The sequence below is a fragment of the Caballeronia sp. GAFFF2 genome, assembly GCF_023631485.1.
Taxonomy (GTDB): domain Bacteria; phylum Pseudomonadota; class Gammaproteobacteria; order Burkholderiales; family Burkholderiaceae; genus Caballeronia.
This window is the reverse complement of the sequence record NZ_JALQDA010000009.1, coordinates 95,707-118,496: the sequence shown is the minus strand read 5'-3', so window position 1 is coordinate 118,496 and position 22,790 is coordinate 95,707. Positions and strand designations below refer to the sequence as shown.

At 61.8% G+C, this 22,790-nt stretch carries 16 protein-coding genes and 1 pseudogene; 9 read left to right on the top strand and 8 right to left on the bottom strand.

Features of this window, described 5'->3' with window-relative positions; all coding sequences use genetic code 11:
- Nucleotides 1-208: 208 nt before the first annotated feature.
- Nucleotides 209-1,408, top strand: coding sequence for an amino acid aminotransferase (locus NCT04_RS05890; RefSeq protein WP_244827609.1), 1,200 nt, complete (start codon nucleotides 209-211; stop codon nucleotides 1,406-1,408).
- A 93-nt stretch (nucleotides 1,409-1,501) separates the two neighbouring features.
- Here NCT04_RS05890 and NCT04_RS05885 read toward each other — a convergent pair whose 3' ends face one another.
- The gene (locus tag NCT04_RS05885; RefSeq protein WP_250464340.1) at nucleotides 1,502-1,720 is read right to left on the bottom strand and encodes a hypothetical protein; all 219 of its coding nucleotides are present in this window, start codon (nucleotides 1,718-1,720) and stop codon (nucleotides 1,502-1,504) included.
- Nucleotides 1,721-1,982: 262 nt separating this feature from the next.
- Here NCT04_RS05885 and NCT04_RS05880 point away from each other — a divergent pair, with 262 nt between their 5' ends.
- Nucleotides 1,983-2,606: a hypothetical protein gene (locus NCT04_RS05880; protein WP_244827607.1), complete on the top strand. Its 624-nt coding sequence runs from the start codon at nucleotides 1,983-1,985 to the stop codon at nucleotides 2,604-2,606.
- Nucleotides 2,607-2,689: 83 nt separating this feature from the next.
- On the opposite strand, the gene NCT04_RS05875 is transcribed toward NCT04_RS05880, so the two are convergent.
- Both NCT04_RS05875 and NCT04_RS05870 read right to left on the bottom strand, forming a co-directional pair.
- Nucleotides 2,690-4,102, bottom strand: coding sequence for a lactate utilization protein B (locus NCT04_RS05875; RefSeq protein WP_250464338.1), 1,413 nt, complete (start codon nucleotides 4,100-4,102; stop codon nucleotides 2,690-2,692).
- Nucleotides 4,103-4,117: 15 nt separating this feature from the next.
- Nucleotides 4,118-4,858 carry a (Fe-S)-binding protein gene (locus NCT04_RS05870; RefSeq protein WP_250464337.1) on the bottom strand — a complete coding sequence of 247 codons (741 nt, stop codon included), beginning with the start codon at nucleotides 4,856-4,858 and terminating at the stop codon, nucleotides 4,118-4,120.
- A gap of 155 nt (nucleotides 4,859-5,013) precedes the next feature.
- Between NCT04_RS05870 and NCT04_RS05865 the strand changes: the two genes are divergently transcribed.
- Nucleotides 5,014-5,808 carry an IclR family transcriptional regulator gene (locus NCT04_RS05865; RefSeq protein ID WP_244827604.1) on the top strand — a complete coding sequence of 265 codons (795 nt, stop codon included), beginning with the start codon at nucleotides 5,014-5,016 and terminating at the stop codon, nucleotides 5,806-5,808.
- A gap of 84 nt (nucleotides 5,809-5,892) precedes the next feature.
- Here the strand turns inward: NCT04_RS05865 and pbpG are convergent, their stop codons facing one another.
- Nucleotides 5,893-7,089 (bottom strand): D-alanyl-D-alanine endopeptidase, encoded by a 1,197-nt coding sequence (gene pbpG, locus NCT04_RS05860; protein ID WP_250464335.1) that lies wholly within the window; start codon nucleotides 7,087-7,089, stop codon nucleotides 5,893-5,895.
- A gap of 782 nt (nucleotides 7,090-7,871) precedes the next feature.
- Here pbpG and NCT04_RS05855 point away from each other — a divergent pair.
- The gene (locus NCT04_RS05855) at nucleotides 7,872-8,447 is read left to right on the top strand and encodes a phasin family protein (protein ID WP_244827602.1); all 576 of its coding nucleotides are present in this window, start codon (nucleotides 7,872-7,874) and stop codon (nucleotides 8,445-8,447) included.
- 176 nt (nucleotides 8,448-8,623) lie between these two features.
- On the opposite strand, the gene lpdA is transcribed toward NCT04_RS05855, so the two are convergent.
- From lpdA to aceE, 4 genes and pseudogenes are all read right to left on the bottom strand, one after another.
- Nucleotides 8,624-10,366 carry a dihydrolipoyl dehydrogenase gene (lpdA, locus tag NCT04_RS05850; protein ID WP_350030003.1) on the bottom strand — a complete coding sequence of 581 codons (1,743 nt, stop codon included), beginning with the start codon at nucleotides 10,364-10,366 and terminating at the stop codon, nucleotides 8,624-8,626.
- 3 nt (nucleotides 10,367-10,369) lie between these two features.
- Nucleotides 10,370-10,708 (bottom strand): annotated as a pseudogene (locus NCT04_RS34670) (biotin/lipoyl-containing protein); the annotation flags it as partial.
- Nucleotides 10,709-10,882: 174 nt separating this feature from the next.
- The gene (gene aceF / locus NCT04_RS05845; protein WP_250464331.1) at nucleotides 10,883-12,550 is read right to left on the bottom strand and encodes a dihydrolipoyllysine-residue acetyltransferase; all 1,668 of its coding nucleotides are present in this window, start codon (nucleotides 12,548-12,550) and stop codon (nucleotides 10,883-10,885) included.
- Between the two features lie 79 nt (nucleotides 12,551-12,629).
- Complete coding sequence (gene aceE / locus NCT04_RS05840; RefSeq protein WP_244827599.1) at nucleotides 12,630-15,326, bottom strand: pyruvate dehydrogenase (acetyl-transferring), homodimeric type; 2,697 nt, start codon at nucleotides 15,324-15,326, stop codon at nucleotides 12,630-12,632.
- A gap of 281 nt (nucleotides 15,327-15,607) precedes the next feature.
- Here aceE and fixL point away from each other — a divergent pair, with 281 nt between their 5' ends.
- The 5 genes from fixL (at nucleotide 15,608) to folD (ending at nucleotide 22,646) form a co-directional block, all read left to right on the top strand.
- Nucleotides 15,608-18,160, top strand: a complete 2,553-nt coding sequence (gene fixL / locus NCT04_RS05835; RefSeq protein ID WP_244827598.1) for an oxygen sensor histidine kinase FixL — start codon at nucleotides 15,608-15,610, stop codon at nucleotides 18,158-18,160.
- Nucleotides 18,157-18,798 carry an oxygen response regulator transcription factor FixJ gene (gene fixJ / locus NCT04_RS05830; RefSeq protein WP_244827597.1) on the top strand — a complete coding sequence of 214 codons (642 nt, stop codon included), beginning with the start codon at nucleotides 18,157-18,159 and terminating at the stop codon, nucleotides 18,796-18,798. The genes fixL and fixJ overlap by 4 nt, the downstream gene beginning before the upstream one ends.
- A 564-nt stretch (nucleotides 18,799-19,362) precedes the next feature.
- A complete protein-coding gene (locus NCT04_RS05825) occupies nucleotides 19,363-20,625 on the top strand; it encodes a DUF3300 domain-containing protein (protein WP_250464684.1) in 1,263 nt (420 codons plus the stop codon).
- A 42-nt stretch (nucleotides 20,626-20,667) separates the two neighbouring features.
- Nucleotides 20,668-21,573, top strand: a complete 906-nt coding sequence (locus NCT04_RS05820; RefSeq protein WP_502800655.1) for a DUF2950 domain-containing protein — start codon at nucleotides 20,668-20,670, stop codon at nucleotides 21,571-21,573.
- A 218-nt stretch (nucleotides 21,574-21,791) separates the two neighbouring features.
- Nucleotides 21,792-22,646: a bifunctional methylenetetrahydrofolate dehydrogenase/methenyltetrahydrofolate cyclohydrolase FolD gene (gene folD / locus NCT04_RS05815; RefSeq protein WP_244827596.1), complete on the top strand. Its 855-nt coding sequence runs from the start codon at nucleotides 21,792-21,794 to the stop codon at nucleotides 22,644-22,646.
- Nucleotides 22,647-22,790: the final 144 nt, after the last annotated feature.

Genomic DNA, 22,790 nt, shown 5'->3' with positions numbered 1-22,790 from the left:
CATGCGCTTATTCTTGCTCGCGAGAAAAAAGCGCGTACATAGAATAAGGCTCGGTCCGAAATGCAGCGCCGGATTCGATACAATATGCGACTGGGCTTCGAGGGGGCGCCCCGCACGACCGCGCCGCCAACGACGTCACGCGCCGCTTTTTCGAGCGCCCAAGCATCGTTCTTCCCGCCGCACGTCTTCCTTCCACTGCCGATAGATCATGTCTCTTTTCTCTGCCGTCGAACTCGCTCCCCGCGACCCGATTCTGGGCCTCAACGAAGCCTTCAACGCCGACCCGCGCCCGACCAAGGTCAATCTGGGCGTTGGTGTCTACACCAACGAAGAAGGCAAGATTCCGCTTCTGCGCGCCGTTCGCGAAGCTGAAAAAGCACGCGTCGATGCAGCGCTGCCGCGCGGCTATCTGCCTATCGACGGCATCGCCGCGTACGACTCGGCCGTCCAGACGCTGCTCGTCGGCCGTGACTCGCCGCTGATCGCTTCGGGCCGTATCGTCACGGCGCAGGCGCTGGGCGGCACGGGCGCGCTCAAGATCGGGGCGGACTTTCTGAAGCGCGTGAATCCGGGCGCGAAAGTCGCAATCAGCGACCCGAGCTGGGAAAACCATCGCGCGCTCTTCGAAGGTGCGGGCTTCGAGGTCGTCAACTATCCGTATTACGAAGCGGCGACGCATGGCGTGAACTTCGCGGCCATGCTCGACGCGCTGAACGGCTACGCGGCCGGCACCATCGTCGTGCTGCACGCGTGCTGCCATAACCCGACCGGCGTGGATCTGACGGACGCGCAGTGGGCGCAAATCGTCGAAGTCGTGAAGGCGCGCAACCTCGTGCCGTTCCTCGACATCGCGTATCAAGGCTTCGGCGAAAACATCGAAGCCGATGCCGCCGCCGTGCGCCTCTTCGCCGCGTCGGATCTGAACGTGTTCGTGTCGTCGTCGTTCTCGAAGTCGTTCTCGCTGTATGGCGAGCGCGTTGGCGCGCTGTCCATCATCACGTCGAGTAAGGAAGAGTCGTCGCGCGTGCTGTCGCAATTGAAGCGCGTGATTCGCACCAACTATTCGAACCCGCCGACGCACGGTGGCTCGGTGGTCGCGGCCGTGCTGGCATCGCCGGAACTGCGTGCGCTGTGGGAACAGGAACTGGGCGAGATGCGCGATCGTATCCGCGCCATGCGTAATGGCCTCGTCGAGCGTCTGAAGGGCGCTGGCGTGGATCGCGACTTTTCCTTCGTCGACCGTCAGCGCGGCATGTTCTCGTACTCGGGCCTGACCGCGCCGCAAGTGGACCGTCTGCGGGAAGAATTCGGCATCTATGCGGTCAGCACGGGGCGCATCTGCGTGGCTGCGCTGAATCTGCGCAATATCGATGTCGTCGCCAACGCAGTGGCAAGCGTGCTGAAGTAAGGCATTGCACGCGCGTTTGCTGCAAAAGAAAATGGCGTCCTTCTCATGAAGGGCGCCATTTTTTGTGGCCTGTGCGCGGCGTTTCGCCGGCGTCTATATCGATTCGGGACGTGCCGGCGCGTTGGGTCTTGCGTCGTCGTCATCGACTAAGCCGTAGGAAATCGCGCGCGCCAATTCCGCGCTCACGCTTGCCACGCCCGAACGCCCGTGACGGTCGACGGCTAACCGGGGCTCGCCCGCGTGCATGCAGAACGTCAGTACGAGCGGCAACAGGATCGCGGCCGGCCAATAGGTCGATATTGTTTTTTTCATGGGATTACCTCTGTGCGTCGTCGCATCAAGCGCATGAATGATGCCCACTAAGCGACTATCGAATTTTACGGAATCGCCGACATCTTAAAAAGACGCTGAAAAGCAAAGCTTCGTTGCGTGGCGGACAACGAAAGGTAGTCAACCCACGGCTTGAAATTGCAACAAGAACGGGCCAATCGTCATAAAACCTTACAAAGTTCTTGGGGACATCGGAGCACGCCGGGTGTCTTATTGTTATCACTGCAACGAACTAATCAACGACATGAAATCCGCAGTTGCTGGACTTTTGATCGCGTCATCGGCTTTGGTACTAGGCGGCTGCGCGGTCTATCCCGATGGATCATCCTACGGTGGCGGATATCCCGCCGCGGGCTACGCCGATCCCGGCTATGGCTACGACGCGTACGGCGCGCCGGTGGTCGTTCAGCCCGGCGTAGCGGTGGGCGGCGGCTACTACTCCGGTCCTGGCCCCGCTTACTACGGTCCTGGCCCCGGCCGCTATTGGGATGACGGTCCAGGCTGGCGTCGTCCGCCATCGGGCAACTGGAATCGCGGGGACTATCCGCGTGGGCGCCCGCCGCAAGGAAATAATCAACCGCAACAAGCGGGCGGCGGACATCAGCCGGGTGGTGGTCAGCCACCGCAAGCCGGTGGAGGCCGTCCGGTGGGCGGACCGCCGCCTCAACAGGCAGGCGGCGGCGCGCCGTTGCCGCGAGCCGTCGGCGGCGTCCCGCCGGGACGTCCGCAGGCGCCCGCCGCGAATCCTGGCGGAAACGGTGGCGGCAATGGCGGCTACCATCGCGGTGGCGATCAAGGCGGTGGCGCCGGTGGCGGTGGCGGACACGGCGGCAACCAGCGAAGCTCGCTCGGGCCGATCGGCGGATAACGCGTCGATTGCGCGAAGCGCTAAAAAGCCGCGCCGGGTCGAACCGGCGCGGCTTTTTTCACATCGCTTTCATGGAAACACGCTTACCCGAGATGCGTGCCTTTCGCCTTATATAGTTCGCGGAAGGTGCGCCCGACCGGCGCGGGCATATCGCGTGTTTCGGTCCATCCGGCGCCGAATGGCATCCGCGATATCGTCTTTCTCTTTCCGCCCATGACTTCAAGCACGCGCACGGCGAGTTTCGTAAAAAGCGCATAAGCAATTGGCCGAAGCGCGAAGTAACCCCACACGGCGAGCGCCACGCGTTCGGTCCAGGGGCGCAGATGGCGTTCGGTCTGCTTTTCGCGCAGTTTGCGCAGCAGGTCGGACAGCGGAATGCCCACCGGGCACACGCTGTTGCATTCGCCGCATAGCGTTGCGGCTTGCGGCAGATCGAGCGCCTTGTCGATGCCCACATAAGCCGGCGTCAACACCGAACCCATCGGTCCGGGATAAACCCAGCCATACGCATGACCGCCGATCTTTTGATACACCGGGCAGTGATTCATGCACGCGCCACAGCGAATACACCGCAGCATCTCCTGAAACTCGCCGCCGATAAGCCCGGTGCGCCCGCCATCGACGAGCACGAAATACATATGCTCGGGCCCGTCCCGCTCGCCCGTCGCGCGGGGGCCGGTCAGCAATGAGAAGTAATTGGAAATGGTCTGCCCGGTCGCCGAACGCGGCAGCAGACGCATTGCGGTGGCGAGATCTTCGAGCGTCGGCAGAATCTTCTCGATGCCTGTCACCGCGACGTGCACGCGCGGCATCACGGTACACATGCCTTCGTTGCCTTCGTTCGTGACAACTGCCACCGAGCCGGTTTCCGCGATCAAAAAGTTGCCGCCCGTCACGCCCATATCAGCGGACATGAAATGCGGGCGCAGCACTTCGCGCGCCTCGCGGGTCATGTCGGGAATGTCCGTGAGACGCGGCTTGCCGTGCGTCTTCGCGAAGAGATCGGCGATCTGCTCCTTGTCTTTGTGAACCACGGGCGCAATGATGTGGCTCGGCGGCTCGTTGTCGTTGATCTGCAGGATATATTCGCCGAGATCGGTTTCGATGGACTGCACGCCCATTTCGCCGAGCACGCGATTCAGTTGCATCTCTTCCGAGACCATCGACTTGGTCTTGATGACCTTTTTCACGCCATGCGCGCGCGCGATGTCCGCGACCAACCGCGCGGCATCCTGCGTCGATTCCGCGTAGAGCACGGTCGCGCCACGGCGCGTCGCCTCGCGTTCGAAGGTTTCGAGCCATACGTCGAGGTTGTCGAGCGCGCGATTGCGGCGCTCCTTCAGCGCGGCGCGCGTCGCCTCGAAGTCGATATCGAGCACCGCGCTCGCCCGCGCGCTCACGAATTTGGTCGAGAGCTTGGTGAGGTTCTGCTGCAGACGCTCATCGGCGAGTTTGCTGCCGGCGCGCGCCTTGAAGTGCATCGTCTGGACTTGCATGGGCTCGCTCGTTCGTCAGTTGCGGATGGAGTCGGATGCGTCGCCGGCAAGCACTTGCGCGATATGCAGCACACGCGTGCTCGTGTCGCCGGTGCGCCTCAAGCGCCCTTCTATATTCAGCATGCAGCCGAGATCGCCCAGCACGACGGTAGCCGCGCCGCTCGCCTTGATGTTGGCGCATTTTTCATCGACGATGGCCGTCGAAATGTCGCCGTACTTCACCGCGAACGTGCCGCCGAAACCGCAGCAATGTTCGCAGCCCGCCATCTCGATCACGGGCACGCCCGCTTGTGCGAGCAATTCGCGCGGCTGCGCCTTCACGCCGAGTTCACGCAGGCCCGAGCAGGAATCGTGATAGGTCACGGCGCCTTCGAACACACCGGGCTCCATGCGCGCCTTGGCAACATTCACGAGAAAATCGGTGAGTTCGAAGACGCGCGGTTGCAGGCGCGCGAAGCGATTCATGAGTTGCGGATCGTCGCGGAAGAGATCGCCGTAATGCGCGCGGATCATTCCGCCGCACGAACCCGACGGCACCACCACGTAGTCGAATTGTTCGAATTCCCGCAGTGTCTTTTCGGCGAGATCGCGTGCAAGTCTGCGATCGCCGGAGTTATACGCGGGCTGGCCGCAGCAGGTTTGCGCGGGCGGCACGCTCACCGTAAAACCCGCGCGCTCGATCAGCTTGATGACCGAAAAGCCGATCTCCGGCCGCATCATGTCGATGAGGCACGTGACGAATAGTCCGACTTGCATGGTGGAGCGTTTCCTGTTTTATCGCGATTTTCTAAGACGCACGCCGATTATCCGCGAAGCGGCGGTGGTTCGGGCAATCCCAACCGCCGACCGCGTTTTCACATTATGAGATACAATTGCGCATCCGTAGTTTGACGCATCAACCGATTTCCACGATGAGCGATACGAACCCGGAATCCAAAACCTCCATTCAGGTGATCGAACGCATGATGCGTCTGCTGGACGCGCTTGCCGGCCACACCGATCCCGTCAGCCTGAAGGAACTCTCTCAAAGCACCGATCTGCATCCCTCCACGGCGCACCGCATCTTGAACGACATGGTGCTGTGCCGGCTGGTGGACCGCTCCGATCCAGGCACGTATCGGCTTGGCATGCGTCTGCTCGAACTAGGCAATCTGGTCAAGGCGCGCCTTTCGGTGCGCGAGGCCGCAATGCCGCCGATGCGCGAACTGCATCGGCAAACGGGACAGACAGTCAACCTCTCGGTGCGTCAGGGCGACGAAATCGTCTATATCGAGCGGGCTTATTCCGAACGCTCCGGCATGCAGGTCGTGCGCGCGATCGGTGGACGCGCGCCGCTGCATCTGACTTCGGTCGGCAAACTCTTCCTCGCCGCCGACGAAACCACGCGCGTGCGCGCCTACGCCATGCGCACGGGTCTTTCGGGCCACACACAGAACAGCATCACCGATCTGTCGAAGCTGGAACGTGAGCTGTCGTTCGTGCGGCAACAGGCTTGCGCGCGCGATAACGAAGAACTCGAACTGGGCGTGCGCTGTATCGCGGCGGGCATTTACGACGATACCGGGCGGCTCGTCGCGGGCTTGTCGTTGTCGGCGCCGGCCGATCGGCTGCAGGACGCGTGGCTCAAGCAACTCAGTCATACGGCGCTGGAGATCTCGCGCTCGCTGGGTTATCACCCCGAGCCGGTTGCAGCCGCATCGCGCTGAATCTTGCGTTAGACACGCTGCTTCAAAGACAAAAAGCCGGACGGGTCGAGAGACCCATCCGGCTTTCTGCTTATTCAAACGTGCTTAGGGGTTCGTGCCGCTACCCATGTCCGCACTCATGATGCGCGGTTCGCCGAGCGTATCGAGGAACGAACGCAGGCGGCCGGCATCCGCGAAACGCGAATACTTGCCGTAGGAATCGAGCAGCACGATCACGACCGGGCGGCCGTTGACCGTTGCCTGCATCACCAGGCACTCGCCCGCTTCGTTGATGAAGCCGGTCTTCTGCAAACCGATATCCCACGACGCATTACGCACCAGCGCGTTCGTGCTGTTGTAGGCGAGATTGCGCTTGCCGGTGAAGACTTCGTAGCTGCGATCCGTCGAGAACTTGCGGATGAGCGGATATTGATACGCCGCGTTCACCATCTTCACGAGATCGCGTGCGCTCGAAACGTTGAGGCTCGTGAGACCCGTGGAGTTCTCGAAATGCGTGTCGGTCATGCCGAGCGACTTCGCTTTCGCGTTCATTGCCGCGATGAAAGCCGGCCGGCCACCCGGGTAATAGCGCGACAACGCAGCCGCCGCGCGATTTTCCGATGCCATGAGCGCGATATGCAGCATGTCCTCGCGATTGAGCTCCGAGCCGACGGCGAGCCGCGAGCCCGTGAACTTCTCGTAATCGCGATCTTCGTCGGTCACCGCCATTTCGTCGGTGAGCGGCAAGTGCGAGTCGAGCGTGACCATGGCCGTCATCAACTTGGTGATAGACGCGATAGGCACGACCGCGCGCGAATTCTTGTCGAAAAGCGTTTCGGACGTGTTCTGGTCCACCACATAGGCCACGCTCGAACGCAGCGCCAGGCTGTCGGGCGTTTCATGCAGACCGAACGCCGAACCGACCGAGGTGGCACGCGGCTGATACGCCACCGAGTGCACTGCGGCGCGGCGCGAGCGCGGGTCCATGCGGTAATTCACTCGACGCTTGCGGGAAGCCCGGGGTACGTCGTCGTCTTCGGCGGCGACCTTGGCTACGCGGGCGGCACGGCCCGATTTCGCCGATGTCTTCGCCACACGAGCAGGCTTTTCGGCCTTCTCGGCGGAAGCAGTGGACTTCGCGGATTTCTTGACGGATTTGGTTGCGGTGGCGGTTTTTGCGAGGGCTTCAGCCGGAGCCGCTGCAAAGGACGTCGCTACGGCGATGGAAATGGCGATCGACAACGCGGAGCGCAGCGCTACGCCATGAACCACCTTAAACGACGAAAACATTTCGGTTTTCATTAGTGTTCTGTTGGGCGGCTGGAGAGTACCGCCAAGTGTAGTGAAGCTACGAAATTTAAGCAATATTAAGCACTTATCGGCACTCGTTAAACCGAGTTGTAAGCCACGATTGCTTATCGTTACACAACGCGCGCTTTGATCGGAAAAAACGATCGCGCTTTGCAGCAGTGCTGCCAACAGTGCGCTTTTATACGGGACGACAAGCGCACTATCGGCAAAACTTTCTGCAACTTGAGCCAGGAATCGCGGATTCGGGTCTGGAAGACAGCGAAGCGAAAATTCGAAGAAGGCTGCGTGCGGTGGACGGATGCGGCGTCGACACAACAACAACGCAACCGACAGTCGAAATGTTAACGTCTCTTCAACAATTTGGTGTACGGCGTCATCCTAAAAATAGGACTTACTACAGAAACATCTCATCTTTCTTGCCGATGCGAGTTTCCAGCATGCGCATCGACGGGACATGATTCTGTCGTCTTAGCGTGCTTTCATAACGCTCCCATCCGGTTAAGAGCGTCTCGCAACGCCACGCCCTGCGGCGGTGCATAGGGTTTTCACCAAGCAGCAGCGCATGCGGATGCGATCTAACTTAAGCCATTGTTTAACAAGACCTTTCGGCGTATTGTGCAATGCACAAAAAGCGCTTGACATCTATCGGAATATCTCTAAAATGGCTTCATGTTGCGACGCACCAATCGCACTTTGCAGTAACCGGCCGCAACGGCGCGCCGGATCTACCAAACCACGACCCGCGTTGATGGGTCGACTATCAGGAGCCTGAGATGACCCTGTTGACCCCCGAGCAAATCGCCGCCGCACAAAAAGCTAACTTCGACACGCTGTTCGGCCTTACGAACAAGGCATTCGAAGGTATCGAAAAGCTGGTCGAACTGAATCTGCAAGTCGTGAAGTCGACCCTGGCCGAAAGCCAGGAGAACACCCAGCGCGCGCTGTCGGTCAAGGACGCACAAGAACTCCTCTCGCTGCAAGCAAGCCTCACGCAGCCGGTCGCCGAGAAGGTTCTGTCGTACGGCCGTCATCTGTATGAAATCGCATCGTCCACGCAAGCTGAATTCGCTCGCGTTGCTGAAGCTCAGTACGAAGAGCAAAACCGCAAGGTGCAATCGCTCGTCGACAACGTCGCGAAAAACGCACCGGCTGGTTCGGAAACCGCAGTCGCAGTCATGAAGTCGGCCATCACCGCCGCCAACACGACGTACGAAACGGTTCACAAGGCAACGAAGCAAGCTGTCGAAATCGCTGAAAGCAACTTCAACGCAGCCGCCACGGCCGCCACGAAGGCCGCTACGCAAGCGACCGAACAAGCTACGCGCACCGCCAAGAAGACGGTTGCGTAAGTCCGAAGCCGGGTTCGCCCGGTTGACGAAGCAAAAACCCGGCCTCGCGCCGGGTTTTTTGTCGTCTGTTGGTTCGGAAAAACGGCTTTCGCTTCACGCATTCGAGCGGGCAGTTCAAAAGCAAAAGCGCGCTTCCGTGAAGAAGCGCGCTTCGCTCGACACCCTCTTGCGGCCGCTTACTTTTTGCGCTGCGGCGGCAAGTCCGTACAGACGCCTTCGTACAACTCCGCCGCCATGCCGATGGATTCGCCCAAGGTCGGATGCGGGTGGATGGTCTTGCCGATGTCCGTGGCATCCGCGCCCATCTCGACCGCGAGACACACTTCGCTGATCAGATCGCCCGCGTTCAATCCGACGATCCCGCCGCCGATCACGCGATGCGTCGCTTCATCGAAAATCAGCTTGGTGAAGCCCTCGTCGCGACCATTGGCGATCGCGCGGCCCGAAGCGGCCCACGGGAACACCGCCTTGCCGTACTTGATGCCTTCGGCCTTGCACTGGTCTTCGGTCTTGCCGGCCCACGCCACTTCCGGATCGGTATAAGCCACCGACGGAATTTGCAGCGCATCGAAGTACGCCTTCTCGCCATGCGCCGCTTCCGCCGCGACGTGGCCTTCGTGCACGGCCTTGTGCGCGAGCATCGGCTGGCCAACGAGATCGCCGATCGCAAAAATATGCTCGACGTTCGTACGCAGTTGCTTGTCGACGTTGATGAAGCCGCGATCCGTCACCGCGACGCCCGCCTTGTCCGCGCCGATCTTCCCGCCGTTCGGACTGCGGCCCACGGCCAGCAACACGAGGTCGTAACGCTGCGCTTCGGTCGGCGCCTCGTCGCCCTCGAACGTCACGTAAATGCCGTCGTCCTTGGCTTCCGCCTTGGTCGTCTTGGTCTTCAGCATGACGTTGGCGAAGCGCTTCGCGTTGTACTTCTCCCAGACCTTCACGAGATCGCGGTCGGCGCCCATCATCAGACCGTCGAGCATTTCGACGACATCGATTTCGGAGCCGAGTGACGCATAAACCGTCGCCATTTCCAGCCCGATGATTCCGCCGCCCACCACCAGCATGCGCTTCGGAATCTGACGCAGTTCGAGCGCGCCGGTCGAGTCGACCACGCGCGGATCGTCCGGGAAGAACGGCAACTTCACCGCCTGCGAACCCGCCGCGATGATCGCCTTCTTGAACTTGACGACCTTCTTGCCGCCGTCGCCCTGCACTTCCATGTGGTTCGGATCGACGAACGTACCAACGCCCGTCACCACCTGTACCTTGCGCGCCTTCGCCATGCCCGCGAGACCGCCGGTCAGCTTCTTGACGACGCCCTCCTTGAAGCCGCGCAGCTTGTCCAGATCGATGCTCGGCTTGCCGAACGTGATGCCGTGCGATTCGAGATGCTTGGCTTCGTCGAGCACGAGCGCGGTATGCAGCAGCGCCTTCGACGGAATGCAGCCGACGTTCAGACACACGCCGCCCAGGGTCGCATAGCGTTCGACGAGCACGGTACTCATGCCGAGATCCGCTGCGCGGAACGCCGCCGAATAGCCGCCGGGGCCTGCGCCGAGCACGAGCATGTCGCACTCGACATCCGCGCTGCCCGAATAACTGCCTGCCTTCGGCGCGGGCGCGGCGCTCGCCTTTTCGGCGGGCTGCGGTTGCGCGGCCGTCGGCTTGGTCGGCACTTCGCTCACGCCTCCGCCCTGACCTTCGAGCGTCAGGATCACGCTGCCTTCGGAGACGTTGTCGCCCAGCTTGACCTTCAGTTCCTTCACGGTGCCCGCGGCGGGCGAAGGCACATCCATGGTCGCCTTGTCGGATTCGAGCGTGACGAGCGATTGCTCCTTCTCGACCGTATCGCCCGGCTTCACATGGATCTCGATGACCGGAATGTCCTTGAAGTCGCCGATATCCGGCACCTTCACGTCCTGTGCGCCGCCGCCCGACGCCGCGGGCGCGGGTGCAGCCGGCTTTGCGGACGACGCTTCCTTCGGCGCTTCGGCCTTCGGTTCTGCAGCGGCGCTCGCGCCTTCGGTTTCGATCATCGCGATGACCGAGCCTTGCGAGACTTTGTCGCCCTGTTTGACCTTCACTTCCTTGATCGTGCCTGCCTGGTCGGCGGGCACTTCCATGGTGGCCTTATCGGTTTCGAGCGTGATGACGCCCTGTTCCTTTTCGATGGCGTCGCCGGGCTTGATATTGACTTCGATGACATCGACATCGGAGAAGTCGCCGATGTCGGGTACTTTTAGTTCGACGAGACTCATATTTGTCCCCTATGTCGACCAGAGCCGGTGCCTGAAGCGCCTGACCCGGGTCCCATGCAAGATGATGGCGAAGAAGAGCGGTTGGAGCAGGCGCGCGCACCGAAGCACGCGCCGGTCCCAGCGTCTCACGTGTCTTGCCCGCACAATCGAGCGAGGAAGACACGCGCCACTTTTTTAGAGAATCACCCGGCGGAAGTCCGCCAGAATGCCCGCGAGATAGGCGTTGAAGCGCGCCGCCTCCGCACCGTCGACGACGCGGTGGTCATACGACAGCGACAGCGGCAACGTGAGGCGCGGCACGAACTGCTTACCGTCCCACACCGGCTTCATCGCGCCACGCGACAGACCCAGGATGGCCACCTCCGGCGCGTTGATGATCGGCGTGAAGTTCGTGCCACCGATGCCGCCCAGCGAAGAAATCGAGAAGCAGCCGCCTTGCATCTGGTCCGGCTTCAGCTTGCCTTCGCGCGCGAGCTTCGAGAGATCCGTCATCTCCTTCGCGATATCCATCAAGCCTTTCTTGTCGGCGTCGCGGATCACCGGGACGACGAGGCCGTTCGGTGTATCGGCCGCGAAGCCAACGTGGAAATACTTCTTGAAGACGAGGTTGTCGCCGTCGAGACTCGCGTTGAAGGTCGGGAATTTCTTCAGCGCGGAAACCACTGCCTTGATGACGAAAGCCAGCATCGTGATCTTGATGCCCGACTTCTCGTTTTCCTTGTTCAGCTTCACGCGCAGCGCTTCGAGCTCGGTGATGTCCGCTTCGTCGTTGTTCGTGACGTGCGGGATCATCACCCAGTTGCGATGCAGGTTCGCACCCGAGATCTTCTTGATGCGCGACAGCGGCTTCGGATCGACAGGACCGAACTTCGTGAAGTCGATCTTCGGCCACGGCAGCAAGTTGAGGTCGCCACCGCCGCCAGCCGGCGCGGCAACCGCGGCGGGCGCTGCGCCCTGACCCGACATGACGCCCTTCACGAACGCGGTGATGTCGCCTTGCGTGATGCGGCCTTTCGGACCGGAACCGCGCACACGCGTGACATCGACGCCGAGTTCGCGCGCGAACTTGCGCACCGAAGGCGACGCGTGGCTCGACGTGCGTGTGCCATCGCCTGCGGGAATTGCGGGCGCCTGCGCGAGCGCGGACGGCTGGGCGGGCGCGGGCGCGGGTTTGGCGGGCGCATCGGGCGGCGCTTCGACCGGCTTCGGCGCTTCCTGCTTCGGCGCCTCCTGCTTGGGCGCGGAAGCGGCCGGGCTGCTTTCGCCGCCTTCGAGAATCAGAATCAGCGTACCTTCTGACACCGTATCGCCGAGCTTGACCTTCAATTCCTTGACGGTGCCAGCGGCAGGCGAAGGCACATCCATGGTCGCCTTGTCGGATTCGAGCGTGACAAGCGACTGTTCCTTCTCCACCTTGTCGCCAACCTTCACGCCGATTTCGATGACCGGGATATCCGTGAAGTCGCCGATATCCGGCACCTTCACTTCCACCGATCCGCCGCCGCTCGAAGCCTGAGCGGCTTGCGCGGGTTGCGACTGCGTGGTCGTGCCGGCCGGCGCTTCCTGCTTGGCGGGCGCGTCGGTTTTGGCGGGCGCGGAAGCGCCGCTTTCCAATACGACGATCAACGTGCCTTCCGACACGTTATCGCCCACTTTGACTTTTACTTCCTTGACCGTGCCCGCGGAGGAGCTCGGTACATCCATGGTGGCCTTGTCGGATTCCAGCGTGACGAGGGACTGTTCCTGTTCAACGACATCGCCCACCTTGACCAGAACCTCGATCACGGGAATGTCCTTGAAATCGCCGATGTCCGGCACTTTGACTTCGATCGCTTGACTCATTATTAGTGTCTCCTGTGTTGCATGCGGCGCGCCCCCGCTTCGGGAGCGCGCCGCATCACAACGCACGGGGGCGATGCCTTTAGACGGTCATCGGGTTGGGTTTAGCCGGGTCGAGGTTGTACTTCTTGATCGCCTCAGCGACGACCTTGCGCTCGATCGTGCCTTCGTCGGCGAGCGCGTTGAGCGCGGCCAGCGTGACCCAGTAGCGGTCGACTTCGAAGAAGTGGCGCAGTGCTTCGCGCGTGTCCGAGCGGCCGTAGCCGTCGGTGCCGAGCACCACGAACTTGTTCGGGACATAGGCGCGAATCTGGTCGACGAGCGCGCGGATGTAATCCGTCGACGCGATCACCGGACCTTGCGCGCCCTTGAGCAGCTTGGTGACATGCGGCACTTGCTTTTCGTCGGCCGGATGCAGCAGGTTCCAGCGGTCGATTGCCTGACCTTCGCGAGCCAGTTCCGTGAAGCTCGGCACGCTCCACAGGTCGGCGGCCACGCCCCAGTCGTTCTTGAGCAAGTCGGCGGCGGCGATCACTTCGTTGAAGATCGTGCCCGCGCCCATCAACTGGACGCGCGGACCCTTTGCCGCGCCTTCGGCCTTCCTGAACGCGTACATGCCCTTGATGATGTCCGCGGCAACCGATTCACCTTGCGGAATCGCCGGATGCTCGTAGTTCTCGTTCATCACGGTGATGTAGTAATACACATCTTCCTGGTCGGCGACCATGCGGCGCAGGCCGTCCTGCATGATGACCGCGAGTTCGTAACCGAAGGTCGGGTCGTAGCTCACACAGTTCGGGATCGATGCTGCCCACAGCAGCGAGTGGCCGTCTTCGTGCTGCAGGCCTTCGCCGTTGAGCGTCGTGCGCCCAGCGGTGCCGCCCAGCAGGAAGCCGCGCGAACGCATGTCGCCCGCCGCCCAGGCCAGGTCGCCGATGCGCTGGAAGCCGAACATCGAGTAGAAGATGTAGAACGGGATCATGATCTCGCCGTGCGTCGAGTACGACGTCGCGGCCGCGATCCAGTCACACATGCCACCGGCTTCGTTGATGCCTTCCTGCAGAATCTGCCCGGTTTCCGATTCCTTGTAGAACATCAGCTGGTCGGAGTCTTCGGGAATGTACTTCTGGCCGTCCTGATTCCAGATGCCGATCTGGCGGAAGAGGCCTTCCATGCCGAAAGTACGCGACTCGTCCGGCACGATCGGCACGATACGCTTGCCGATGGCCTTGTCCTTCAAGAGGATGTTGAGCACCCGCACGAACGCCATCGTCGTGGAGATTTCGCGGCCTTCGCCCGTGCCCTTGAGCAGCGGCTCGAATGCCGACAGTTCCGGCACCGGCAGCGACTCCGCCTTCTCGCGGCGCGACGGCAGATAGCCACCCAGTTCCTGACGGCGGGCGCGCATGTATTCCAGTTCCTTCGAGCCTTCCTCGAAGGTGAGATACGGCACGTCGGCAATCTGTTCGTCGGTCAACGGCAGACGGAACTGGTCGCGGAATTTCTTCAGCGTGTCGATCGGCAGCTTTTTCTGCTGGTGCGTGATGTTCATGGCCTGGCCGTGTTCGCCCATGCCATAACCCTTGATGGTCTTGGCGAGGATCACGGTAGGCGAGCCCTTCGACTTCTGCGCCTGATCGTAAGCCGCGTAGATCTTGTGCGGATCGTGGCCGCCGCGGTTCAGGTTCCAGATGTCTTCATCGGACCAGTCGGCCACCAGCGCCTTCAGTTCCGGCGTGTTGAAGAAGTGCTCGCGCACGAACGCGCCCGATTCCGACTTGTAGGTCTGGTACTCGCCGTCGACCACTTCCATCATGCGGCGCATAAGCGCGCCGGTCTTGTCGCGTGCGAAGAGCGCGTCCCAGCGGCTGCCCCAGATCACCTTGACGACGTTCCAGCCCGCGCCACGGAATTCGCTTTCGAGTTCCTGGATGATCTTGCCGTTGCCGCGCACCGGACCGTCCAGACGCTGCAAGTTGCAGTTGATGACGAACACGAGGTTGTCCAGACGCTCGCGCCCGGCCATGCCGATTGCGCCGAGCGATTCCGGCTCGTCCGTTTCGCCGTCGCCGAGGAACGCCCAGACTTTGCGGCCCTGCGTCTTCACGATACCGCGCGCTTCCATGTACTTCATGAAACGCGCCTGATAGATGGCCATGATCGGGCCGAGGCCCATGGACACCGTCGGGAATTGCCAGAAGTCCGGCATCAGCCACGGATGCGGATACGAGGAGATCCCCTCGCCGCCCACTTCCTGACGGAAGTTGTTGAGTTGCGCCTCGGTCAGACGGCCGAGCAGGAACGCGCGCGAGTAGACGCCCGGCGACGAGTGACCCTGCACGAACACGAGATCGCCTCCATGTTCCTTCGACGGTGCGTGCCAGAAGTGATTGAAGCCGACGTCGTACAGCGTCGCCGCCGAAGCAAACGAAGCGATGTGACCGCCGACATTGGTGTCCTTGCCCGCGCGCAACACCATGGCGATGGCGTTCCAGCGCGTGTACGAACGAATGCGGTGCTCGATGTCCTGGTCGCCCGGGATCTTGGCCTGGCCGGCGACGGGAATCGTATTGATATAGGGCGTATTCGCCGAAAACGGCAGATGCTCGCCATGCACACGGGCGAATTCGATCTGCTTTTCGATCAGGTAGTGCGCGCGATCAGGACCGACTGCCGAAATGACGCCGTCGAGTGCGTCGAGCCACTCGGCGGTTTCCTGAGGATCGTCGTCTTTGGCATTGGCGACATATTTGAGAACTTCGTCGGGTACAGCGGACATGCTCGTCTCCTGATGTGAGGATCGCTCTAAGAACCGCCGACAGTCGCCCGCCGAAAACCGGGCACTGGCCGCGTGCCGGCAATTCTAAATAGGGTCCAGACTTTGTAGCAAGGAATTTTTCGAATCATGAGAGATGATCTCATAATGCGGAAAATTGCTGCAATGCACCGTCCGATATGGCTTTTTTAATCAGACTTTTCTCCTCCTTTTCCCGCAATTGAGCCGTCTCTAGCACCTTTTTACGCTAATTAACAATCAGACGCTGCGTTACAATCGCTTCCATGTTGACCGATCGGCTTCTCGCACGCTCGGCGCGGGTCGCGCGCAAGCCGACCGACTCGTCGCCCACCCGCTGGCACCACGGACCGTGGTGGTCGAACTCCTATTTACTCACGCCGCTCATCTCGATCCTCGTTTTTCTGGTCGTCATGAGCCTGATTCTCTGGAGTCTCAACCGCCGCGAGCAGCAGCAGCAGGAAGACACGCTATATCGGAACGTCGCCTGGGCCCAGCAACAGATTCGTCTTTCGATGACGGGTGCGCAAGAGCAGATCCAGGCGTTATCGCGAGACATCGCAAGCGGTCATGGCGACCCTCAGACATTCCAGACGTCTTCCACCGACATCATGCAGGGGCATCCCGAGATCCTCTACATGAACTGGTACACGAGCCAGCACAAACCGCGCTGGCCTAATACGCCGCTGCCGGTACTCGGGTCTCGGCTCGCCAAACCCAACGACACGCAGATGGACGAAGCGGTGCAGGCCGCCTTCGAGGAAGCGCGCACGACGCGTCGCCAGGTTTATTCGCCCTTACTCTACGACGACCTCGGCAACGGCTACATCACCTTGCAAACGCCGGTGTTTCGCGACCGCGAATTCCTCGGGTCCATCGCGGCGGTGTTTTCCATCGAAGGCATTCTGAAGCACGACATTCCGAGCGAGCTGTCGGCGAAGTACAAGATCTCCATCACCGATCTGAACAATCGCGAACTCGCGACGACATCGAGCCGTCCACGCCTGCCGCGCGACATGTTCTACGATCTGCCGCTCGATCCGCCCGGCCAGGGGTTGTCGGTGCGCGTGTATTCGTATCCGCAGCTCACGAACTTCACGAACAACACGCTGGTGTGGCTCGTCGCCGGCCTGTCGTGCTTCGTGCTCTGGAGCTTGTGGAGTCTCTGGAAGCACACGCGTCAGCGCTTCGAGGCGCAACAGGCGCTTTACGCCGAAGCGTTCTTCCGCCGCGCGATGGAAAACTCCGTCTTGATCGGCATGCGCGTGCTCGACATGCACGGCCGCATCACGCACGTGAATCCCGCGTTCTGCCGCATGACGGGTTGGGACGAAAGCGATCTCGTCGGCAAGAACGCGCCGTTTCCATACTGGCCGCGCGATGCCTATCCCGAGATGCAGCGCCAACTCGACATGACGCTGCGCGGCAAGGCGCCCTCTTCCGGTTTCGAGTTGCGCGTGCGCCGTAAGGACGGTTCGTTCTTCCACGCGCGTCTTTACGTGTCGCCGTTGATCGACAGTTCGGGCCGCCAGACCGGCTGGATGTCGTCGATGACGGACATCACCGAACCCAAGCGCGCGCGCGAAGAGCTCGCCGCCGCCCACGAACGCTTCACCACGGTGCTCGAAAGTCTCGATGCCGCCGTCTCCGTTCTCGCCGCCGACGAAGCCGAACTGCTGTTCGCGAACCGCTATTACCGGCATCTCTTCGGCATTCGTCCGGACGGGCACTTGCAGCTTGCGGGCGCCGGTTTCGATGGCGCTTCGGGTTCGTCGGAGCTGAGTTCGTCGGACACCATCGACATGGTCGATACCTACGCCGGACTGCCCGCCACCGCGCTGACCGAAAGCTCGGCCGACGCGCAGGAAGTCTATGTGGAAGGCATCCAGAAGTGGTTCGAAGTGCGCCGCCAGTACATTCAGTGGGTGGACGGCCATCTCGCGCAGATGCAGATCGCGACCGACATCACGCAGCGCAAGCAGGCGCAGGAACTCGCGCATCAGCAGGAAGAAAAGCTGCAGTTCACGAGCCGTTTGATGACGATGGGTGAAATGGCGTCGTCGCTCGCGCATGAGCTGAATCAGCCGCTCGCGGCCATCAACAACTATTGTTCGGGCTGCGTCGCCTTGGTGAAATCCGGGCGCATGACACAGGAATCGCTCTTGCCCGCGCTCGAAAAAACCGCGCAGCAGGCGGTGCGCGCAGGCATGATCATCAAGCGCATTCGCGAGTTCGTAAAGCGCAGCGAGCCGAAGCGGCAGGCGACGCGCGTGGCCGATATCGTCGCGGATGCAGTCGGTCTCGCCGAAATCGAGGCGCGCAAACGCAAGATTCGCATCGTCACGGAAATCCGCTCGCGCATGCCCGTGATCTACGTCGATCCCGTGCTGATCGAACAAGTGCTCGTGAATCTGTTGAAAAACGCAGCCGAAGCAATGCATGATGCAAAACCGAATGCCGTCGATCCCGTAATCCGCGTGATCGTGCAGCGGCTCGACGGCGGCGTGGTGTGCATCAGCGTGGTCGATCAGGGCCCGGGTGTGGATGAAGCCACCGCCGAGCGTCTCTTCGAACCGTTTTACAGCACCAAGTCCGATGGCATGGGCATGGGGCTGAACATTTGCCGTTCGATCATCGAATCGCATCGCGGCCGCCTTTGGGTCGTGAACAATGTCGAATCGGACGGACACGTGACCGGCGCGACTTTCCATTGCAGCCTGCCGATCGGCGAAGTGGATGGGTCGGGCACGGACTCGGGCGGCAACGCCGGGTCGCAAAGCGAACATACGAGACAACAAACAGTTACGGGAGAACTATGAGCAGTCCAGTCACCACTCAGGAAACCGTCTTTGTCGTGGACGATGACGAAGCCGTGCGTGATTCGTTGCGCTGGCTGCTCGAGGCGAACGGGTATCGCGTGCAGTGTTTTTCGAGCGCGGAATCGTTCCTCGACGTCTATCTGCCGATCGCGCATTCGGGCGCCATTTCGTGCCTGATTCTCGATGTGCGCATGGCCGGCATGACCGGCCTCGAGTTGCAGGAAAAGCTGATCGCCGAGAATTCGCTTCTGCCGATCATCTTCGTGACCGGTCACGGCGATGTGCCGATGGCCGTCTCGACGATGAAGAAAGGCGCGATGGATTTCATCGAGAAACCTTTCGACGAAGCCGAACTGCGCAAACTCGTCGAGCGCATGCTCGAAAAAGCGCGCAACGAAAGCAGCAGCGTGCAGCAGCAACGCGCGGCCGCCGAGCGGCTTGGCAAGCTCACGGCGCGCGAGCATCAGGTGCTGGAGCGGATCATCGCCGGGCGGCTGAACAAGCAGATCGCCGACGATCTCGGCATCAGCATCAAGACGGTGGAAGCGCATCGCGCGAACATCATGGAGAAGCTTTCCGTGAATACCGTTGCCGACCTTCTGCGTCTCGCGCTTTCAAACAAGCCGCAGCAGCAATAACCGTAGTTCATTGCCTAAAGGCAACCTTCAACCATACGGCCGGCATTCGATGCTGGCCGTATGCGTATTTGCGCTTCCAATTCACGCGCCCTTCTCTCGACATTCCTTCGTTGTCCGCGCATGCAAAACGTGATATTTCGTGGATCACGTTGACACATTACAAGGGCGGCCCGTAACTTGACCGCACCCTCCTTACGGGAACGAGGTCATGCACGACAACGCATTCGTCGCCTTTTCAAACGGTGCTTCGGCACGCGGGCAAACGTTTGAATTGAGTGCTGCCAAAAGCAGCGTGATTGCCTCGGTGCTTGCTTCGCTTCATTGCCTTTCATCGGCTTCGCTCTTACTTCTCGTACCGCCAATCCATCCCGCTGGTTCACGCTCATCTCTCGCGCGCATGTCGCGTCATGCGGCGGCGTGTGCGTGTCTGTCGGGCGCCAAGGTCGCGCCCGAAGCATCGAATACCGTGCAACGGAGGAACTGAAATTGACCGCTCATCGCACCCGTTTGACCCGGCCCGCGCGGCAAGCCCGCATGCTCGCGCTGTGCGCGGCGCTTGCCGCCATGCCGCTCGCCGCGCTGCATTGCTCGTCCGTGCTTGCGCAGACTCAAGGCGCGGCCAGTACGGCGCCCAAGCTCGGCAATCAGCAACTCGACGCGCTCACCGCGCCCGTCGCGCTTTATCCCGATGCGCTGCTCGCGCAAGTGCTGATGGCGTCGACGTATCCGCAAGAGGTCACCGAGGCCGCGCAATGGTCGAAGACCAACTCGAACATCAAGGGCGACGATGCCGTCAAGGCCGTGCAGTCCGAGCCGTGGGACCCGAGCGTGCAATCGCTCGTTGCTTTCCCGCAGGCGCTCGCGACGATGGCATCCAAGGCCGACTGGATGACGCAACTTGGCAACGCGTTCATTGCGCAGCCGAGCGACGTGATGGACTCCGTGCAGCGCTTGCGCCGCGCCGCGCAGACAGCGGGCAATCTCAAGAGCACGGAGCAGCAGAAGATCGTGGTCGAGCAGCAGACTATCCAGATTCAGCCTGCCAATCCGCAAGTGGTCTACGTGCCCACCTACAACCCGACGGTCGTGTATGGCGCGTGGCCGTATCCCGCGTATCCGCCGGTGTACGTGCCGCCGCCGCCCGGCTATGCGATCGCCACCGGATTCGCGACGGGGCTCGCGTTCGGCGCGGGCATCGCGGTTGCGAATTCGTTGTGGGGCAATTGCGACTGGAACCACGGCAATGTGAACGTGAACGTCAATCGGTACAACAACATCAACGTGAACAATCGCCTGAACGCGAACAGCAATAACGTGAACTGGAACCGCAACGACCCGCAGTTCAACCGGAACAACGTCGCGAACCGGCAAAACAACTTCAACAATCAGAATCTCGGCACGGCCAACCGCGATCAGTATCGCGGCCGTAACGACGCCCGCGCGCAGGCCGCACAGACGCTGCAGCAGCGCACCGGCCAGAACCTCAACCAGAATGCGAGTCAGCGCGTGCAGAACATTCGGCAAGGCGGCGGTCAGAACGCGCTCGACAACAACGGCGTGCGGCAGCGTGCGCAGAGCGTGAATCGCGATAACGCGCTGCGCGGCGCGGGCGACGGCAATACGGCCCGGCAGGACGCTCAGCGCGGGCAAGCGAGCAGGCAGTCGTTCGCGAGTCAGCAGAATCGCGTAGGCGGCAACGGCGGCGGCGTGCAGCGCCCAGGCCTTGGTGCGGGCGGCGGCGGCGTGCAGCGCGAAGGCGGCTTAGGCGGCGGAGGTTTTCACGGCGGTGGCGGACTTGGCGGTGGCGGAGGTTTTCATCGCCGTTGATCGTGTCGCGCCCCATGTCCCCATCCGCTACAGGAGCCTGAGATGACGTTTAACCAAGCACTCGCACTTTCACGCGCCTTCTGCGCCGCACTCGCTTTCATGTCGTTGTCGATGCCCATGCTCGCGCACGCGCAGGCCATTTATCCGTCGCCAGAAGCCGCCGCGGAGGCGCTCACCGATGCCATCGCCTCCAACGACGAAACCGCGCTTTCCAAGGTGCTCGGCAAGGACCACGCGCAGTATGTGCCGACCGACAGCATCGGCGAGCAGGATATCTATCAGTACCTTGGCTCGTGGGCCAAGGGGCATCGCATCGTCGAAGATGCCAAGCCGCTCGGCGGCCGTCGCAGCGCGCACGTTGAAGTGGGCGACAGCGGCTGGACGCTGCCGATCCCGCTCGTGAAGGCGGCCCAGGGCTGGCGCTTCGACATGCCCGCCGCGCGCGATGAAGTGCTGACGCGGCGTATTGGCCGCAACGAGCGTTCGGTGATCCAGGTCGCGCTCGCTTTCGTCGATGCTCAAAACGACTTTCGGAAGCTCACGAACCACTACGCGCTGCGCTTTCTGAGCACGCACGGCACGCACGACGGCCTTTACTGGGACGCCGCGCCCGGTGAACCCAAAAGCCCGCTCGGCCCGCTCGCCGCCACCATGCCCGACAAGACCGACACGGCCGATGCCTACTACGGTTACCACTACCGCATTCTCACGGCGCAGGGGCCGCATGCGAAAGGCGGCGCGATGAACTACCTGCAGGACGGAAACCTGAGCCGGGGTTTCGCCATGATCGCGTGGCCGGCAAAGTATGGGCAGACGGGCGTGATGTCGTTCATCGTCAATCAGGACGGGCAGGTGTACGAGAAGAATCTGGGCGCAGCGACGCCGCGCACGGCGGCGGCGATCAAGTCGTTCGATCCGGATTCGTCGTGGCAGCCGGTCGCGCAGTGAGAAGGCCGGCCTGAACGATGCGCGCGTCGCCGAATCAAAGCGGCGACGCGCACCGCCCAGAACGCCACGAAGCCCTCGGCGGTATAATTTCGCCCTTCCCCAGGGTGCGAAGACACCCGGCGATGCCCGCGAACAAACGCGGCATCATCGCGCCGGGCGCTGCGAGTCCGACGCCCGGACATCTCTCTCGCCCATCCTCGATCCGAATCCGATTCGCCATGACTGCCCAACTCATCGACGGCAACGCCCTCTCCAAGACTCTTCGCGCCGATGTCGCCCGGCGCGCCGCCGCCCTCACCGCTCGCGGCCACAAGCCTGGCCTCGCGGTCGTGCTGGTGGGCGACAATCCGGCAAGCGAGGTCTACGTGCGCAACAAGGTCAAGGCGTGCCACGACAACGGCCTGCATTCGGTGTTCGACCGCTTTCCCGCGACGCTCGCCGAGAACGAATTGCTCGCGCACATCGACAAGCTGAACGCCGATCCCGCGATCCACGGCATTCTCGTGCAATTGCCGCTGCCCGCGCATATCGACAGCCATAAGGTGATCGAAGCGATCGCTCCGCAAAAGGACGTCGACGGCTTCCACGTCGCCAACGCGGGCGCGCTTCTGACGGGCAAGCCGCTCTTTCGCCCGTGCACGCCCTATGGCGTGATGAAGATGTTCGAAGCGCACGGCATCGACCTGAAGGGCGCGAACGCGGTGGTGATCGGCCGCTCGAATATCGTCGGCAAGCCCATGGCGCTCCTGCTCCTCGAAGCGGGCGCGACCGTCACCATCTGCCACAGCAAGACGCGCGATATCGCCAGCTTCACGCGCAACGCCGATGTCGTCGTGGCCGCCACGGGCCGCCGCAATATCCTGACCGCCGACATGGTGAAGCCGGGCGCGACGGTGATCGACGTCGGCATGAATCGCGACGATGCCGGCAAGCTCTGCGGCGACGTGGATTTTGCGAACGTGAAGGAAGTGGCCGGCTTCATCACGCCGGTGCCGGGCGGCGTCGGACCGATGACCATCACCATGTTGCTCGTCAACACCGTCGAAGCGGCCGAACGCGCGGCGCTGGACTAAGCGACCGGAGCTGGCACGAAAAGAATTTCATCCATTAATCGGCCCGTTAAAAACAAACCATTGGATTTTGCCCACGCCGCCCTTAAATAATGCTCGAATAGAGCAAACGAACGAAGGTTTGGGCGCCTCGCGCCCGCACCCGAA

Excerpts from the sequence above, each read along its gene's own strand:
- NCT04_RS05890 (WP_244827609.1), top strand. The coding sequence starts at position 209 with ATGTCTCTTTTCTCTGCCGTCGAACTCGCTCCCCGCGACCCGATTCTG.
- NCT04_RS05885 (WP_250464340.1), bottom strand. The coding sequence starts at position 1,720 with ATGAAAAAAACAATATCGACCTATTGGCCGGCCGCGATCCTGTTGCCG.
- NCT04_RS05880 (WP_244827607.1), top strand. The coding sequence starts at position 1,983 with ATGAAATCCGCAGTTGCTGGACTTTTGATCGCGTCATCGGCTTTGGTA.
- NCT04_RS05875 (WP_250464338.1), bottom strand. The coding sequence starts at position 4,102 with ATGCAAGTCCAGACGATGCACTTCAAGGCGCGCGCCGGCAGCAAACTC.
- NCT04_RS05870 (WP_250464337.1), bottom strand. The coding sequence starts at position 4,858 with ATGCAAGTCGGACTATTCGTCACGTGCCTCATCGACATGATGCGGCCG.
- NCT04_RS05865 (WP_244827604.1), top strand. The coding sequence starts at position 5,014 with ATGAGCGATACGAACCCGGAATCCAAAACCTCCATTCAGGTGATCGAA.
- pbpG (WP_250464335.1), bottom strand. The coding sequence starts at position 7,089 with ATGAAAACCGAAATGTTTTCGTCGTTTAAGGTGGTTCATGGCGTAGCG.
- NCT04_RS05855 (WP_244827602.1), top strand. The coding sequence starts at position 7,872 with ATGACCCTGTTGACCCCCGAGCAAATCGCCGCCGCACAAAAAGCTAAC.
- aceF (WP_250464331.1), bottom strand. The coding sequence starts at position 12,550 with ATGAGTCAAGCGATCGAAGTCAAAGTGCCGGACATCGGCGATTTCAAG.
- aceE (WP_244827599.1), bottom strand. The coding sequence starts at position 15,326 with ATGTCCGCTGTACCCGACGAAGTTCTCAAATATGTCGCCAATGCCAAA.
- fixL (WP_244827598.1), top strand. The coding sequence starts at position 15,608 with ATGTTGACCGATCGGCTTCTCGCACGCTCGGCGCGGGTCGCGCGCAAG.
- fixJ (WP_244827597.1), top strand. The coding sequence starts at position 18,157 with ATGAGCAGTCCAGTCACCACTCAGGAAACCGTCTTTGTCGTGGACGAT.
- NCT04_RS05825 (WP_250464684.1), top strand. The coding sequence starts at position 19,363 with ATGCCGCTCGCCGCGCTGCATTGCTCGTCCGTGCTTGCGCAGACTCAA.
- NCT04_RS05820 (WP_502800655.1), top strand. The coding sequence starts at position 20,668 with ATGACGTTTAACCAAGCACTCGCACTTTCACGCGCCTTCTGCGCCGCA.
- folD (WP_244827596.1), top strand. The coding sequence starts at position 21,792 with ATGACTGCCCAACTCATCGACGGCAACGCCCTCTCCAAGACTCTTCGC.